At 68.0% G+C, this 15,469-nt stretch carries 10 protein-coding genes and 6 pseudogenes; 11 read left to right on the top strand and 5 right to left on the bottom strand.

Annotated features, from left to right (window positions below; all coding sequences use genetic code 11):
• The coding region (locus L1087_RS12775; RefSeq protein ID WP_234559260.1) for a histidine phosphatase family protein at positions 1 to 350 on the bottom strand (350 nt) is incomplete at its 3' end.
• Here L1087_RS12775 and L1087_RS13350 point away from each other — a divergent pair.
• The 4 pseudogenes from L1087_RS13350 to L1087_RS12755 all read left to right on the top strand — a co-directional run.
• Positions 349 to 498 (top strand): annotated as a pseudogene (locus L1087_RS13350) (nicotinate-nucleotide--dimethylbenzimidazole phosphoribosyltransferase); the annotation flags it as partial. The gene L1087_RS12775 and the pseudogene L1087_RS13350 sit on opposite strands and share 2 nt — an antisense overlap.
• 16 nt (positions 499 to 514) lie before the next feature.
• Positions 515 to 886, top strand: a pseudogene (locus tag L1087_RS12765) (nicotinate-nucleotide--dimethylbenzimidazole phosphoribosyltransferase); the annotation flags it as partial.
• Between the two features lie 3 nt (positions 887 to 889).
• Positions 890 to 1,423 (top strand): annotated as a pseudogene (locus L1087_RS12760) (adenosylcobinamide-GDP ribazoletransferase); the annotation flags it as partial.
• A 12-nt stretch (positions 1,424 to 1,435) separates the two neighbouring features.
• A pseudogene (locus L1087_RS12755) lies at positions 1,436 to 1,546 on the top strand (cob(I)yrinic acid a,c-diamide adenosyltransferase); the annotation flags it as partial.
• A 67-nt stretch (positions 1,547 to 1,613) separates the two neighbouring features.
• Here L1087_RS12755 and L1087_RS12750 read toward each other — a convergent pair.
• The gene (locus L1087_RS12750; protein WP_234559259.1) at positions 1,614 to 4,424 is read right to left on the bottom strand and encodes an ankyrin repeat domain-containing protein; all 2,811 of its coding nucleotides are present in this window, start codon (positions 4,422 to 4,424) and stop codon (positions 1,614 to 1,616) included.
• A 300-nt stretch (positions 4,425 to 4,724) separates the two neighbouring features.
• On the opposite strand from L1087_RS12750, the gene L1087_RS12745 reads away from it, so the two are divergent.
• From L1087_RS12745 to L1087_RS13440, 6 genes and pseudogenes are all read left to right on the top strand, one after another.
• Positions 4,725 to 8,117 carry a helicase-related protein gene (locus L1087_RS12745; protein ID WP_234559258.1) on the top strand — a complete coding sequence of 1,131 codons (3,393 nt, stop codon included), beginning with the start codon at positions 4,725 to 4,727 and terminating at the stop codon, positions 8,115 to 8,117.
• 94 nt (positions 8,118 to 8,211) lie between these two features.
• Entirely contained in the window at positions 8,212 to 11,055 is a 2,844-nt protein-coding gene (locus L1087_RS12740; RefSeq protein WP_234559257.1) for a DUF1156 domain-containing protein, read from the top strand.
• Between the two features lie 39 nt (positions 11,056 to 11,094).
• The gene (locus L1087_RS12735) at positions 11,095 to 11,364 is read left to right on the top strand and encodes a type II toxin-antitoxin system HicA family toxin (RefSeq protein ID WP_234559256.1); all 270 of its coding nucleotides are present in this window, start codon (positions 11,095 to 11,097) and stop codon (positions 11,362 to 11,364) included.
• Positions 11,364 to 11,873 (top strand): type II toxin-antitoxin system HicB family antitoxin, encoded by a 510-nt coding sequence (locus L1087_RS12730; RefSeq protein WP_234559255.1) that lies wholly within the window; start codon positions 11,364 to 11,366, stop codon positions 11,871 to 11,873. The genes L1087_RS12735 and L1087_RS12730 overlap by 1 nt, the downstream gene beginning before the upstream one ends.
• Positions 11,874 to 11,876: 3 nt before the next feature.
• Positions 11,877 to 12,431: a helix-turn-helix domain-containing protein gene (locus L1087_RS12725; RefSeq protein ID WP_234559254.1), complete on the top strand. Its 555-nt coding sequence runs from the start codon at positions 11,877 to 11,879 to the stop codon at positions 12,429 to 12,431.
• Between the two features lie 269 nt (positions 12,432 to 12,700).
• A pseudogene (locus L1087_RS13440) lies at positions 12,701 to 13,847 on the top strand (transposase).
• Between the two features lie 121 nt (positions 13,848 to 13,968).
• Here L1087_RS13440 and L1087_RS12715 read toward each other — a convergent pair.
• The 3 genes from L1087_RS12715 to L1087_RS12705 are packed head-to-tail and all read right to left on the bottom strand — an operon-like array spanning position 13,969 to position 15,109.
• Positions 13,969 to 14,226, bottom strand: coding sequence for a DUF2442 domain-containing protein (locus L1087_RS12715; RefSeq protein WP_234559252.1), 258 nt, complete (start codon positions 14,224 to 14,226; stop codon positions 13,969 to 13,971).
• A 13-nt stretch (positions 14,227 to 14,239) separates the two neighbouring features.
• The gene (locus L1087_RS12710; protein ID WP_234559251.1) at positions 14,240 to 14,500 is read right to left on the bottom strand and encodes a DUF4160 domain-containing protein; all 261 of its coding nucleotides are present in this window, start codon (positions 14,498 to 14,500) and stop codon (positions 14,240 to 14,242) included.
• 3 nt (positions 14,501 to 14,503) lie between these two features.
• Positions 14,504 to 15,109 carry a helix-turn-helix domain-containing protein gene (locus L1087_RS12705; RefSeq protein WP_234559250.1) on the bottom strand — a complete coding sequence of 202 codons (606 nt, stop codon included), beginning with the start codon at positions 15,107 to 15,109 and terminating at the stop codon, positions 14,504 to 14,506.
• A 207-nt stretch (positions 15,110 to 15,316) separates the two neighbouring features.
• On the opposite strand from L1087_RS12705, the pseudogene L1087_RS12700 reads away from it, so the two are divergent.
• A pseudogene (locus L1087_RS12700) lies at positions 15,317 to 15,469 on the top strand (transposase); the annotation flags it as partial.

Below are 15,469 nucleotides of genomic sequence, written 5' to 3'. Positions count from 1 at the left end.
ACCCGTTCCTGGAAGGCCTCGAGGGCCTCCCCTCCGGGGGGTGCGAAACCCTGGAACCGGAGCATGGCCTCTTTGTAGGGGGCCTCCAAGGCTTCCCACAAAGCCCCTTCCAGAAGGCCGAAGTGGATCTCCCGCAGGGCCGGGGTGGGCACCGCCTGGAAGCCCGCCAGCGCCGCCGTCCTCGAGGCCCGCTGCAGGTCGGAGGCGTAGGCGGGGAGGGCGGGGAGCCTGCCTTTCAGGGCCCGGGCCTGGGCCTCCCCCAGGGGGGTGAGGGGGAGGTCGGTCCAGCCGAGAAGCCTCCCCTCCCGGTTCCAAAGGGTCTCCCCGTGGCGCACCAGCCAAAGCTCCATGGCCCTAAGCTTAAACTGCTACCGTATGGGCTACCAGGAAGCCTTGCAAGCGGCGAAACGCCGCATGGAGTGGCTCACCAAGCCCCCCCGTTCCCTGGGCCGGTTGGAGGGGGTGGCCCTTAGGCTGGCCGCCCTTCAGGGAAAGGTCCAGCCGGAGCTGGGGCCCTGGGATGGGACCCTTGGAGGTGGCCGCGGAGGTGGGGGGCTTGGAGCTTTTGGCCATCGCCGGGGTGTACCTGGAGGGGTACCGGGCGGGGCTTCCCCTGGTCCTGGACGGGTTTCCCGTCTCCGCGGGGGCCCTTTTGGCCTGGCGGCTGGAGCCTGGCCTAAGGGAAAATCTCTTCGCCGGGCACCTCTCCCGGGAGCCGGGGCACCGGCCCATCCTCGAGGCCCTGGGGCTGGAGCCCCTCTTGGACCTGGACCTGGCCCTGGGGGAGGGGACGGGGGCGGTGCTGGCCATGCCCCTCCTCCGGGCGGCGGCCCGCATCCTGCACATGGCCACCTTTGAGGAGGCGGGGGTCTCCGACCGCCTTTAGCCCATGCGGCGGACCCTGCGTCTGGCCCTCGCCCTCCTCACCGTCTTTCCCCTGGCCCCCAAGGAGGCCCTTCCGGAGGAGTTCCGGCGGAGCACCGCCTTCTTCCCCGTGGCGGGCTACGCCCTGGGGCTTCCCCTCTCCCTCCTGGCCCTCCTCCCCCTCCCCGAGGGGCTCTTCGCCGCCTTGGCCCTGGCCCTCCTCCTGGGGCTCACGGGCTTCCTGCACCTGGACGGCCTCCTGGACGTTGCCGACGCCCTTCTCGGGGCCAGGCCCAGGGAGGAGCGGCTCCGCCTCCTCAAGGACCCCCACCTGGGGGCCTTCGCCTTCGGGGTGGGCGGGGTGTACCTCCTCCTCCTCTGGCAGGCCCTGGCCCTGGTGCGGGATCCCCTTTTCCTCCTCCTCCTTCCCGGCTTCGCCCGCTTTGCCATCCTGCCCTTCCTGAACCGCTACCCCCTCCTGCACCCGGGGATGGCGGGGCTGATCCGGGGCGGTCCGGTGCTTCCCCCCTTCCTCCTGGCCCTCCTGGCGGCCTGGGGGTCGCCCACCTAGAGGGGAGCTCCCGAGGCCCTGCTGGCCCTGGCGGACACCGTCACCGAGATGCGCAAGGTGAAGCACGCCTTTGACCTGGGCGTGCCGGCGCAGGTGGGGGTGGAGCATTAAGGGAAAATCGAAAAAGTCTGCCTTTCTCGACTTGGTGCGCGGCGGCTCTGGCCGTTGCCCGACGGGGCTATAGAAGCTCTTCCAGACCCAGAAGCCCGTACCCTAGCACTTCTCGTAGGGGCTTCCAGACCTCTTCTTCCCCCTCCCGCACCCGCAGGCGCAGGTGAGGGTTGGGCAGGTAGCGGCCCCGGGCCACCCGCAGGAAGAGCCTGCGGGCGGGGCGGTAACTGCTTTGCGCCTCGTTCCTGCCCAAGACCCCGTTCAGGTAGGTGCGGCGCGCCTCCTCCCCTTCTTTGGCCGCCAGGGTGCGGGGGAGGAGGCCAGGGGGCAGGTGGCCCAGGGCCTCCGCCAGGTAAGCCGAGGTGAGGCCCTCGTAGGGCCGGGCCCTCTCGCTGAGGTGGAAGTTGGCCCGGAGGCCCTTGGCTAAGGCCAGGGCCGCCAGGAAGACCCAGAACTCGGGGTGGTTGGGGTAAAGGCGCACCAGGCGGAAGCCCCCTTCCTCGGGGACTTGAAGGTCCACCGCTGTGGGACCCAAGAGCTCCACCAGGGCGGGGAAGGGCCCGCGGGCGAAGCCGGGGTCCTCGAGGGCCCGGAGGAGGGCGTAGAGGAAGGGGGTCTGGCCGAAGGGGTCGCGGGCTTCCGGGTCGGCCCCCGCTTCCAGAAGGGCGTGAACCAGCTCCAGGTTGCCTGCCTGGGCGGCCAGCATCAAGGGGGTGGCTCCCGAGGGGGTGCGGAAGTCGGGGCCGAAGGTGCGCACGTCCCAGAGGATTTCCTTCCACCCCTTGCCCTCGTAGGGGCGGAGGAGGCGGGCGGTGGTCTCCGCCGCCACCTCCCAAGGCATGCGGGGCCGGTCCAGAAACCAGGGGGAGAGGAGTTCCTGGGCCGGGCGGTGGCCGGCCTGGGCCAGGGCCTTCAGGAGGGGGAGGTTCCGGTGGAAGAGGGCGAGGTCTAGAAGTTCCCTACGGGCCTTTTCCTTGAGGTCAGCGGGGTTTTTCAAGACCTCCTCCAGGCGCTTCCGGTCCCAAACCGTCCAGGGCACAGGCTTGGCCCCCAGGAAGGCCTCCCGGATGGCCTGTGCTTGCTCCAGGTTGCCGTGCTGGGCAAGGCGGGCCGCCTCCCGGCTCCACTCCTCCCGGCTCGCCTCCCGGGCCTGCAGGCGGAACTCCCGCCCGGCCTCGAGGCCCAGGAGCCGCAGGAAGGGGTGGGCAGGGTCCTCTTCCACCCAGATCACCTCCTCCACGGCCCGGGTGAGGGCCACGTAGAGGGCGTTGGTGAAGAACTTGTACTCCTCTAGGCTCTTGTCCGTCTTGTCCTTAGCCCGGCGGAAGACGAGCTCCCCCTCCAGGTCAGCGGGGTCCACCCCGCGGGCCACCTCCCGGTAGGCCTCGGGGGCCGCGGCCACGAAGCCGTAGAGGATGACCTTGGGGTATTCCAGCCCCTTGGCCTCCCGCACGGAGAAGAGGAGGGGGGTGCGGAACTGGGCGCGCGCCCGCTCTTTGTCCTCCTCCCGCAGGACCAGGACCGCCACCTCCGCGCTCCTTTGGCTCCTGGCGTCCAGGTCCTTGAGGAGGTTGGGTTCGGCCTGCAGGAGCACCGCCTTGCCCTCCCGGTCCAGCCTGGGTTCGCAGAGGTAGGTGCTTTCCCGGTCCACGGAGCCGAAGCGGGCCTGCTTGAGCCGGAGGAGGCGGTTGGCCAGCTCCGCCACCCTGCGGGCGTTGCGGAAGTTGGCCCGCAGCACCCGGATGCGCTCCAGGGCCTCCTCTCCCCGCTCCGCCTCCTGGAAGAAGTAGGTCTTCAGGGCCGCCCAGGAGAAGAAGTTGGGGTGGACGATCTGGTGGCTGTCCCCCGCCAGGAGGAAGCGCCCAGGGGCCTTGAGGCTCCTCAGGAGGAGGTCCAGCTGGGCCAGGGTGAGGTCCTGCACCTCGTCCACCACCAGGAAGTCGTAAAGGGGTTCCACCTGGCTCCGGTAGCGGTGGGCCAGGAGGCTGGGGTCGTAAAGCCCCCTCTCCTCCAAAAAGGTCAGGTAGCGGCGGAAGACCTCGTAGACCTGGGGCCTAAGCTCCCTGGGGTACAGGCTCTGCCGTACCCCTAGGGCCAGGTAGGCTTCCAGGGAAAGGGGGCCCTCCGGGGAGGCCAGGAGCACTCCCCGGAACTCCTCGAAAAGGGCGTGGGCATGGGTGAAGGCCAGGGCTCTGCGGTAGGGGGCAAAGAAGGCCTGAAAATCGCGGAAGGTAACCTCCCTGCCCTCTGGAACCCCAAAGGTTTCCAAGAAGTCTCGGAAGGCGAGGAACTCAACCTCTTGGTAGGGGTTCTCGTAGCCGTGGGCGAAGTAGAGGCGGCGGGCCTCCTGGGCCAGGAAGGGGCTTTGTGTGGCATAGAGCACCCTTCCCGCCTCCCGCTTGAGCCTTTCCAGGGCCAAGGCCGTTTTCCCCGAGCCCGCGGCGCCCAGGAGGACCAGGGGCGGGGGTAGCCGGAGGAGGGCCTCTTGGGCCTCGTCCAGGGTAAGGGGCTTGTCCAGGTAGTGGAAGCGGGAGGCCCCCGCCTCCAGGTGGCGCACGGGTTCCGCCTCCCGCACCTCCTCGGGGAGGGGACGGAGGGCTTCCTCCCGCACCGCCGCCCCCCGCAGGAAGCGGGAGCGCTCGTAGGCGTGGTTGGGGATGACCTCCAGGACGAGCCAGGCTCCTTCCCCGTTGGCCCGGACCAGCTTGAGGAGGAGGCGGTCCTTTTCGCTCAGCTTGGCCCGGAAGTAGGGGGTGGGGGAGAGCTTCTTCACCTCCGCCCGTTCGGGGCGGTCTGCCCTCAAATCCTCCAGCACCCGCTCCAGTCGCTTTTCCAGGTGGGGTGGGACCTCGAGGCCCTCGTAGAGCAAAACCCGCACGAATCTCAGGATAACCCAAGTTGCCACCTAAGAGGCTGTCGTAGCAGAGGGCACGCCCATCCCACCCCAGCAACCTCAGCGGTGAGGAAGGGGCCATCCTTGAGCCCCTGATCCCCGCCCCAGGGAGGATTACGAGGGGCATCCTTCCGCCAGCGAGGCGTGGTTGTGTAGTACGGGGGTATCCCCCTGCTTCCGGCTCCAATAGCCCCCCAAATAGCCCCCCGCTTTCTGGTCCTCTTCCGCGAAATACCCCGTCCGTATTTGCCCGATGGACCTATCTTCTTGCCCTAAGCTGTTCTTATGGCCCTCGAGGCTCCCCTGACCCCCGAGCGGGTGCGCCCAGGGGTTCGGCTCCAGGGCCTCCTGCCTGGGGGAAGCGTGACGGTGGAGTACGTGCGCCCTTTGGGGGAGGCCCTACAGGTGACCTACCGCGACCCCCAGGGCCGCTTGGGCGAGGCGCTCCTATACCCCGAGGACCTGGCGGGGCTAAGGGTGGAAGAAGCTTCCCGCTTCCCCCTCGATGCCCCAGGGGACCTCTTCCGCCTAGCCGCCGAGGCCAAGCGCATCCGCCTGGCCTACCTCTTTGACCCCATGATGGCGGTGCACACTTCCTTGGTGGAGCCCCTTCCCCACCAGATCGAGGCCGTCTACGGCCACCTCCTGCCCAGGACCCCCTTGCGCTTCCTCCTGGCCGACGACCCTGGGGCGGGCAAGACCATCATGGCCGGGCTCTACATCCGGGAGATGGCCCTCCGGGGGGCCCTGGAGCGGTGCCTGGTGGTGGCTCCTGGGGCCCTGGTCCTCCAGTGGCAGGAGGAGCTTCGGGAGAAGTTCCGCCTGGACTTCCGGGTCTTCTCCCGCTTCACCTTGGAAACCGCCCAGGGCAACCCCTTCCGGGAACACCCCCTCTGGATCGCCCGCCTGGACGGCCTGGCCCGCTTCCCCGAGGTGGCGGCGAAGGCCCTCGAGGTGGACTGGGACCTGGTGGTGGTGGACGAAGCCCACAAGATGTCCGCCTCCTACTACGGCCAGGAGATGAAGGCCACCCGCCGCTACCGCCTGGGGCAGGAGCTTTCCCAGCGGACCAAGCACTTCCTCCTCCTCACCGCCACCCCCCACCGGGGCAAGGAGGAGGACTTCCGCCTTTTCCTCGCCCTCCTGGACCCCGACCGCTTCCTGGGCAAGCCCCGGCCGGGAAGCCCTCCGCCCGACGCTCAGGGGCTTTGGCTCAGGCGGCAGAAGGAGGACCTGGTGCGCTTTGACGGCACCCCCCTCTTCCCCGAGCGCCGGGCCTACACCGTGGCCTACGCCCTCTCCCCCGAGGAGATGGCCCTCTACGAGGCGGTGACGGGCTACGTGCGGGAGGAGATGAACCGGGCGGAAGCTCTCGAGGAGGGCCAAAGGCGCACCGTGGGCTTCGCCCTCACCCTCCTGCAGAGGCGGCTGGCCAGCAGCCCCCTGGCTATCCACCGCTCCCTGGAAAGGCGCCGGAAGCGCCTCGAGGCCCGCCGGGAGGAGGTGCGCCGGGGCCTGGCCCTGGCCTTCCCCACCCTGGAGGAGGAGGACATCGAGGAAAAGGAGGAGTTCCCCGACGAGGAGCTGGAGGCCGCCCCCGAGGTCCTGGACCAGGCCACCGCCGCCCGCACCCTGAAGGAGCTGGAGGCGGAGATCGCCACCCTAAGGCACCTCGAGGCCCAGGCCAAGACCCTCCTCCGGGGCCAGCAGGACCGGAAGTGGCAGGAGCTTCAGGCCCTTCTGGAGGACGAGCGCATCCGCGGGCGCAAGCTCATCGTCTTCACCGAGCACAAGGACACCCTGGACTACCTGGAAGGCCGCCTCCAGGCCTACCTGGGGCGGCCCGAGCAGGTGGTGAGCCTCCACGGGGGGCTTTCCCGGGAGGAGCGCCGCCTGCGCCAGGCCCGCTTCACCCAGGACCGGGAAGCCCTCATCCTGGTGGCCACGGACGCCGCCGGGGAGGGGGTGAACCTGCAACAGGCCCACCTCCTCATCAACTACGACCTCCCCTGGAACCCCGCCCGGCTGGAGCAACGCTTCGGCCGCATCCACCGCATCGGCCAGACGGAGGTCTGCCACATGTGGAACCTGGTGGCGGAGAACACCCGGGAGGGCGAGGTCTACCTGCGCCTCCTCCAGAAGCTGGAGGAGGCCACCCAAGCTCTGGGAGGGCGGGTGTTTGACGTGCTGGGCAGGCTTTTCCAGGAGAGGCCCCTTAGAGAACTCCTCCTCGAGGCCATCCGCTACGGGGAGGACCCCGAGGTGCGGGCCCGCCTCTTCCGCCAGGTGGAGGGGGCGGTGGACCGGAAGAGGCTGGAAGGGCTTTTGCAAAACGCCCTGGCCCCCGAGGTCCTGGACCCCAAACGCCTGGAAGAGCTCCGCCTAGACATGGAGCGGGCCGAGGCCAAAAGGCTCCAGCCCCACTACCTGGGAAGCTTCTTCCAAAAGGCCCTGGAGGCCCTTGGGGGCACCGCCCATCCCCGGGAGGAAGGCCGGTTGGAGGTGAGCTTTGTGCCCGCCAAGGTGCGGGAGGCCAGGCCGGGGGTCTTACGGAGCTATGAGCGGGTTACCTTCCGCAAGGACCGGGTGAGCCTTCCCGGAAAGCCGGTAGCCGATTTCCTGGTGCCGGGGCACCCCCTTTTGGAGGGGGTCCTGGAGGCGGTCCTCCGGGAGTGGGGGGGCTACCTGGAACGGGGCACGGTCCTGGTGGACGAGGAGGCCACGGCCCCCCGCCTCCTCCTGGCCCTGGAGCACGAGGTGCGGGACGCCCGCGGCCCCGTTTCCCGCCGCTTCCTCTACGTGAGCCTAAGCCCCGAGGGGGAGGTGCGGGAGGAGGGGCCCGCCCCCTACCTAGACCTGCGCCCGGCCACGGAGGAGGAAAGGGCCGAGGCCCTAAGGCTTTGGGAAGGCTGGGATGCGGCGGGGCTTCTGGCCCGGGCGGAGGCTTACGCCGCCACCAGGCTGGCCAGGGAGCACCTCGAGGAGGTGCGCCGCTTCCGCCAAGCCGAGGTGGACCGCACCCTCCGGGCGGTGCGGGAGCGGCTTCTTTCGGAGATTTACCACTGGGACAGCCTGGCCGCTAAGGAGGCGGAGCGGGCCAAGGCGGGGAAGGTGGGGGCCTCGGGCCGGGCAGAGGCCGCCCGCCGGAGGGCGGACGAGCTCAAGGAGCGTCTAAAGCGGCGGGAGCAGGAGCTGGAGGCGGCCCGGCACCTCCAGTCCCTCCCGCCCCGCCTCTCCCAAGCCGTCCTGGTGGTGCCCCCCCTGGATCCAAAGGCAACGCCCCCCGAGGCGGAAGCCCAAGGGCGCCTGGAGCGGCTGGCGGTGGAGGCGGTCCTCCTGACGGAGCGCCGCTTAGGGCACGAGCCCCAGGAGATGCCCCCTGGCTGGCCCGGCTACGACGTGGAGTCCCGCACCCCCCAGGGCACCCTCCGCTTCATTGAGGTCAAGGGCAAGGGTCCGGGCTCGGAGGTGGTAACCCTTTCCCGCACCCAGATCCTCACCGCCCTCAACAAGCCCGATGCCTGGTTTCTGGCGGTGGTGGAGACGGACGGGGAAAAGGCCCTTAAGGTCCACTACATTCCCACCCCCTTCGTGCGGGAGCCCGACTTTGGGGCCACCAGCGTCAACTACAGCCTGAAGGAGCTTCTGGCCAAGGCGGTGCAGGTGGTGGCCTTGTGATACGCCCGTATCCCACCGGGGAGGCTGTGATACAAAAAGGAGGGGTTTTGTATCATAAGCCCCTTCGCCTCGCCATTCACAGGGAGAAAGGTCCATGAAGAAGCTCATCGAGGTTGCCCTACCCCTCGAGGCCATCAACCGGGAGTCCGCTCGGGAGAAGTCCATCCGCCACGGCCACCCCTCCACCCTGCACCTGTGGTGGGCCAGGCGGCCCCTGGCCTCGGCCCGGGCGGTCCTCTTCGCCAGCCTGGTGGACGACCCTGGGGAGTACCTGCCCGAGGAGGAGGCCCGGCGGGAGCGCCAAAGGCTCTTCGACCTCATGGAGCGCCTGGTGGACTGGGACCTGGTCAAAGACCCCGAGGGGGCCGAGGGGGAAAACGGGGTCATCCGGGAGGCCCGCTACGAGATCGCCAGGAGCCTGGCCCGCGCCCTGGGGGAAGCACCCCCCGCTTCCCCTAAGGACAAGGAGCGCATCGAAGCCCTCCTGGAGAAGGCACCCCCGGTCCTGGACCCCTTCGCCGGAGGGGGCACCATCCCCCTCGAGGCCCAGCGCCTGGGCCTGAAGGCCTACGCCTCTGACCTGAACCCCGTGGCCGTCCTCATCAACAAAGCGCTGGTGGAAATCCCCGCCCGCTTCGCTGGACAGCCCCCGGTGAACCCCGGCTACCGGGCCAAGGCCCAGGCCACGGACCGCTTCCCCCGGGCCAAGGGCCTGGCCCAGGACGTGCGCCACTACGGGGCCTGGATGCGGGAGGAGGCCAGGAGGCGCATCGGCCACCTCTACCCCGACCTGAAGGGGGAGCGGGTCATCGCCTGGCTTTGGGCCCGCACCGTGGCCTGCCCCAACCCCGCCTGCCGGGCCGAAGCCCCCCTGGTGCGCTCCTTCTGGCTTTCCAAAAAGAAGGGCAAAGAAGTCTTCGTGGTGCCTGAGGTACGGGAAAGGCGGGTCCACTTCCGGGTGGAGCGGGGAAAGGAACCCCCCGTGGAGGGCACCGTGAACCGGCGGGGCGGGCGGTGCCTGGTGTGCGGGGCCCCCATCTCCCTGGACCACGTACGCAGGGAGGGGAAGGCGGGCCGCCTGGGGGCCAGGCTCATGGCCGTGGTGACGGAGGGGCCGGGGGGGAGGAACTACCACGCCCCCACCCCGGAGCACGAGGAAGTGGCGAGGAAAGCAGCGCCTAGGTGGGCACCTACCACAGAGCTGGCTTACGATCCTCGCAATATCTGGTGCGTCCAGTACGGCCTAACTACCCACGCCGACCTCTTCACCCCCCGCCAGCTGGTGGCCCTCACCACCTTCGCCGACCTGGTGGCGGAGGCGCGGGAGCAGGTCTACCGGGACGCCCTCGAGGCGGGCCTCCCCGACGACGGCCTCCCCCTGGCGGAAGGGGGAAGGGGAGCCAGGGCCTATGCGGAGGCGGTGGGGGTGTATTTGGCCTTGGGAGTGGACCGCCTTGTTGATTACCACTCGGCGATTTGCACTTGGCATGTATCCCGGGAAACCATCCGCAACACCTTTTCTCGCCAAGCCCTCCCCATGACCTGGGACTACGCCGAGGCCAACCCCTTTGGGGAAGCCACGGGCTCCTGGGAGGGCATGGTGGAGTGGGTGGCCCTGGCCCTGGAAGCCCTCCCCGCCCATTCCGAGGGCCAGGCCCGTCAGGCCAACGCCCTGGACTCGGTGAACGGGGTACCCACCCCGCCCCTCATCTCCACCGACCCCCCTTACTACGACAACATCAGCTATGCGGCCCTCTCGGACTTCTTCTACGTCTGGCTCCGCAAGGCCCTGGGGGCCACCTACCCCGCCCTCTTCCGCACCCTCCTCACCCCCAAGGCCGAGGAGCTGGTGGCCGACCCCTACCGCCAAGGGGGCAAGGAGGCGGCCAAGCGCCGCTTTGAGGAGGGCATGCGCCAGGTGTTCCACAACCTCCGGGCCAAGGCCCACCCGGATTACCCCCTTTCCCTCTACTACGCCTTCAAGCAACAGGAAGCAGAGGACGGGGAGGAGGGGGAGGACGAAGCCCCCAAGGTGGCCTCCACCGGCTGGGAAACCTTCCTCCAGGGCCTGGTGGACGCGGGCTTCCAGATCACCGCCACCTGGCCCATGCGCACGGAGCTCTCCAACCGCCCCAGGGGGCAGAACTCCAACGCCCTGGCCTCCTCCATCGTCCTGGTCTGCCGCCCCCGGCCAGAGGACGCCCCCACCGCCACCCGCCAGGACTTCCTCCGGGCCCTCAGGCGGGAGCTTCCCCTGGCCCTGCGCCAGCTCACCCAGGGGAGCATTCCCCCCGTGGACCTGGCCCAAAGCGCCATCGGCCCCGGCATGGCCGTCTACAGCCGCTTCGGGGCGGTGCTGGAGCCGGATGGCCGCGCCATCCCCGTGCGGGAGGCCCTGGCCCTCATCAACCATGTGCTGGACGAGTTCCTGGCTGAGGAGGAGGCGGAGCTGGACGCCCCCACCCGCTTCGCCATCGCCTGGTACGACCAGTACGGCTACGGCGAAGGCCCCTACGGGGACGCGGAAACCCTAGCCAAGGCCAAGAACATCTCCGTGGCCGCCGTGGAGGAGGGAGGCATCCTGCGGGCCAAGGGGGGAAAGGTGCGCCTCCTCCGCCCCGAGGAGTACCCCGCGGGCTGGGACCCCGCCCAGGACCGCCGCCTCTCCGCCTGGGAGGTAGCCCACGGGCTCATCAAAGCCCTCAAGGAGCAGGGGGAAGCCGCCGCCACCAGCCTCCTGGCCCGCACCCCCGAGGCCTTGGCGGAAGGGGCCAGAGCCCTGGCCTACCGCCTCTACGGGCTGGCCGAGCGCAAGGGCCGCTTGGCGGACGCCCAGGACTTCAACCTCTTGGCGGGAAGCTACGGCCACCTCAGCGTGGAGGCCCGCAAAACCCGGCGGGCGGTGCAGGGAACTCTCCCCTTCAACCAGACTCCTTGACGAAGTGATATCACCGGTAGTAGCATACGGGAGGCTGGGGTGAGCAAGAAAGACAAGCTCCTAAAGAAGCTCCTCGCTCTGCCCCCGGAGATGCGCTATGAAGAGGTGGAGGCTATCCTTACGAACTTCGGCTTTATTCTCGTTCGCTCAAAAGGAAGCCACCACCAGTTCCGCCATCCCAAAGGACGCCAGCTTACGGTACCCAAGAGAGGTGGTCAAAGGGTCACGCGCACATACTTGCGGCAGGTGGCTAGCGCTTTGGAATGGGTCACAGGCAGAAGCATAGAGGAGCTAGCAGAGGAGGAGTGATGCGGAAGGAAGTGGAGAAACCCCTGGAGTACTACCTGAGCCTAAAGTACCCGGTGCTCCTGGTACCTGAACCGGAAGGAGGCTTTACCGCCCTCATCCCTGATTTAGAAGGCTGTGTTTCCGTGGGGGAAACCCCAGAGGAAGCCCTCGCCAATGTGGAAGAAGCCCGCCAGCTTTGGCTGGAAACCGCCTACGAACACGGAGATCCCATTCCCTTACCCAGCACCGAGCGGGAGTACAGCGGCCGCATCCTAGTGCGCATGCCCAAGGGCCTCCACCGTCGCCTGGACGAGGAAGCGAGAGCGGAAGGGGTAAGCCTGAACCAGTACATTGTAAGCCTGCTCTCAGAAGCCTACGCCTTGGGCTCCCTCAAAAGGGAGTTGACCTCCCTTAGGAGGGAGGTGGCCAGGCTTGCAGAAGGATTGAGGCAAAGAACATGGGAAGGGAACCTAGAGGAAGAGTGGTCCTCCCCCACAGCTGGCTCCTCACGAAGCTTTACCGTTGCCTAAAAGATGAAAAAAGACACCTCCGCCACCATCCGTAGGCTCTACCAGGAAGGCAAAAGCGTTTCCGCCATCGCCAAGGAGCTTGGCCTCACCTACCAACGGGTCTACAACACCCTGCGCCGGGCTGGGCTCCTCTCCACCAAGGGGGACGGGGAACCCTCCCCGGAGGCCTACGCCAACTTCATCGCCGGCCTGGAGATCCTGGGGGTGGAGCTCCTCGAGGTCCACGCCAAGCTGGAGCGTCCTCCACAGGGCAAAAAGCGCTTTGGCCCTGCCCCGGGTGGGCTTTCCGCTTTTGGCCCCACGAGGACCGAGGAGGGCTTCCAGGCAGGCCTGGAGCTCAGGCTGGAGTTCCAGGACGAAGAGGGGAGCTTCGGCTTCGTCCACCTGCGCCTGGCCGCCCGCTACCGGAGTTCCACCTTCCCCGACGAAGCCCTCTTCCGGGTCTTCCGGGAGCGGAACCTGCCTCTCCACCTCTGGCCCTACCTGAGGGTCTACGTGGACTTCCTCACCGCCCAGATGGGCCTGCCCCGGCTGGTGCTACCTGCCCTCAAGTTATGACCCAACGCTCCCACCATCGCCATTGACAGCCGGAGGGAAAAGGGCTATCCCTGAACTTAGGGACTGCGGATTCCCGGTCGGTAGCCACCCCCGGTAGAAGGCCGGGGGTGGCTGCTTTTGCAATCCCCCAAGAGGAAACAACTCAAAACTTGCACTTATCCACCCCCCGCATACCCATGCGCCAGGGGACCACTTGAAAAGGGCCGCCGGGTTCCCTTCGGATGAAGGGTGCCATGACCCAAACGGCCCATTCTCTACTCTGAACCCTCCTGGCCCTCCTGCCAACCCCCCACCTCCGCGAATCCCTCAAAGCGCTTCTTCTCCTCCTTCTCACCGGCCACGGCAAAGCCAGGCCCCAGCACAGCAGGACCAAATCCCCCTCTTGCTTACGCAAATCTGTTTGCCCTACGGGCAAAGCAACTGCTCTTTCCCGCTTCCTCAACCGCTATCCCTGGCCCACCCGCACCCTCATCCGCCTGGCCCGTCAAGAAGCCCAAGAGGCCCTGCACCGGGCCAGGCCCAGGCGGGGGCCCAAGCCCAGGCTCCTGGTGGTCCTGGACCTGGTCACCCTGGAGAAGCGGGGCCTCTTCCCCGCCTTGCCCCTCTCCNCCTTGCCCCTCTCCTTTTTCCACGGCAAGTGGGGGCTCCACCTGGTGGTGCTCTATCTGGTCCTGGGAGAGCTGCGCATCCCCTGGGCCTACCGGGTGTGGCGGGGGAAGGAGGAGAAGGCCCTTTCCCTCCTGGCCCTGCGTCTTCTGGCCTCCCTGCCCGTCTGGATGAGGAGGGCCTTCCGCCTCCGGGTGGCCGCCGATGCTGCCTTCGGCACCGCCCGGTTTCTTGTGGGGGTGCGGGGGTTGGGTCTGGAAGCGGTGGTGGGGATGCGGCGGGACCGGGAGTTCATTTGGGGTGGGGGCCCCAAAGAAGACGGGGGAGGGGCTTCCCCTCTTTGGGCTCAGACGGCAGGGGAGCCGGGTGCACCTGCGGGGACTTCCCTTTCCCGTGTGGGTGAGCAGGTACCGCTATCCCTTACCCGGGGGAGGGTGGGAGTGGCGGTACGTGGTGGCCACCTTTCCCGCGGGGCCACGGACTGTGCTGGTGTGGGGGCGGCGGCGGTTTACCATCGAGCACTTTTTGCGGACCATGAAGGGGGAGTTTTCCCTGGGGCGTTTTGGGCAGCGGACGGCCGTGGGGGCGCATCGGGTTCTGGGGTTGTCCTTCCTGGCTTACCTGCTGGCCCACTGGGTGAGGCTAGCTCCAGACGGGGGAGGTCTTTCTTGGCGGGAGGCGGCGCGCCTGCTTCTGCGGGAGGTGGTCTTGCGGGTCCTCATGGCCGAGCTGGGAGCTTTGGGTCTTTGGCCCCCGCCTGCGGGGGGAAGGGGGTGTTTATGCAGGGTATTCGGGAGGTGCAAGTTTTGAGTCAACGATGAGGGCCAAGGGCAAGACCCTGCCCCTTGATCACGAAACACCGGGGTCTTCAGGAAATCCCCCCTGTCCCCGGCTTCTCCCAAAGTGGAACCGGGGTTCCTAGAGGAACCGCCTATCCCACCACCTTCCGCCCCGTGGCCCGTTCGTAGACCACCAGGGGGTCAAGCTCGATCTCCCCCGGCCAGGCCAGGGACCCGAACTCGGGGTCGGGGTGGGCCTGGGCGAAGAAAGCGGGGTCCCGCAGGGGCTCCAGCACCCCCGTGAACTCCCCCGGGGAGAAGGCCACCTCCCCCTCCGTGCCATCGTCAAAACCCAGGAGAAGCCGATAGTCCCCCAGGGGCTTTACCTTCACGATCCGCACCAGGCGCATCCTCCCCTCCACCCTACACCAGAGGCGGGATGGGCACCAGGGGCTCCCGCCGCCGGGCCCGGTGCCAGTTGTCCATGAGTTCCCCCTGGTGCAAGAGGGCCCATTCCACCACCAGGGCCATGGCTTTGGGCGGCAACGAGCCCGCCAGAACCCGCAGGTCCACAATGCCGATCAGGGCCTCGTGATCCCCATACCGGGCGTGGAAATGGGGCGGGGGATGGTCGTCGTAGAACATGGCCACGGCAATGCCGTAGAAGCGGCTTAGCCTGGGCACCCTTCACCCCCACACCCGCACCTCCCCCACCACCCGGTGGAGGACAAAATCCCCCTTTTCCAGGGTGCGTTGGTCCTTGGGGCATCCCAGGGTTTCCACCACGTAGCTCCTTCGGGGAGTGAGGCCGAGGAACCGTGCTGGGTAGGGCGAAGCCTCACCCTTCCGGACCATCACCACCACCAGCTCCCCAGGGTTCGGCTCCTCCCCCTCCCGGTACACCAGAAACCCGCCTCCGTGCTCCAAAGCCCGCAGATCCCTGGGGTCCACCTCCACCCCGGGCAGCCCCAGGACCAAGTAGTCCTCCCTGCCCCACACGGGCACCTTCAACAGGGGCACCGGTGGAGCCCCCGGCGTTTCCTCCACGGTAAGCCCGGGGACCACCACCCCCGTGGCCCGGGTGAACTCCTCCGGGGTCCAGCGCAAGGCCCGCATCAGGGCTGTGAGCCGCCCGTAGGATACATTCTCCAGGTTGACCAATCCCCTCTCCAGCTTCCACACGTACCCGTCGGAAGCCCCCAGCTCCTGCGCCACCTCGCCCAAGGTCAGCCCCGGCTCCCGCCGCCGCCGAGCAATGGCCTCCCCTGCCCGCTGCCTTGCGCTTCCCACCATATCCCCCCAAGTTTACCACTTGGCAAGGAAAGGGGGGTAAAGCGGGGCGAGGGGTAAAAAACGGTGGGGGGTTGGTTTGCTCAAAACTTGCACTTATCCACCCCCCGCATACCCATGCGCCAGGGGACCACTTGAAAAGGGCCGCCGGGTTCCCTTCGGATGAAGGGTGCCATGACCCAAACGGCCCATTCTCTACTCTGAACCCTCCTGGCCCTCCTGCCAACCCCCCACCTCCGCGAATCCCTCAAAGCGCTTCTTCTCCTCCTTCTCACCGGCCACGGCAAAGCCAGGCCCCAGCACAGCAGGACCAAATCCCCCTCTGCTCTTTCCCGCTTCCTCAACCGCTATCCCTGGCCCACC

It is taken from the genome of Thermus tengchongensis (assembly GCF_021462405.1).
GTDB lineage: Bacteria > Deinococcota > Deinococci > Deinococcales > Thermaceae > Thermus > Thermus tengchongensis.
This window is presented reverse-complemented; position numbering and strand designations above follow the sequence as displayed.

What these genes read in the sequence shown, in the direction of transcription:
- L1087_RS12745 (WP_234559258.1), top strand. Translation starts at nt 4,725, where the DNA reads ATGGCCCTCGAGGCTCCCCTGACCCCCGAGCGGGTGCGCCCAGGGGTT.
- L1087_RS12740 (WP_234559257.1), top strand. Translation starts at nt 8,212, where the DNA reads ATGAAGAAGCTCATCGAGGTTGCCCTACCCCTCGAGGCCATCAACCGG.
- L1087_RS12730 (WP_234559255.1), top strand. Translation starts at nt 11,364, where the DNA reads ATGCGGAAGGAAGTGGAGAAACCCCTGGAGTACTACCTGAGCCTAAAG.
- L1087_RS12725 (WP_234559254.1), top strand. Translation starts at nt 11,877, where the DNA reads ATGAAAAAAGACACCTCCGCCACCATCCGTAGGCTCTACCAGGAAGGC.
- L1087_RS12715 (WP_234559252.1), bottom strand. Translation starts at nt 14,226, where the DNA reads ATGCGCCTGGTGCGGATCGTGAAGGTAAAGCCCCTGGGGGACTATCGG.
- L1087_RS12705 (WP_234559250.1), bottom strand. Translation starts at nt 15,109, where the DNA reads ATGGTGGGAAGCGCAAGGCAGCGGGCAGGGGAGGCCATTGCTCGGCGG.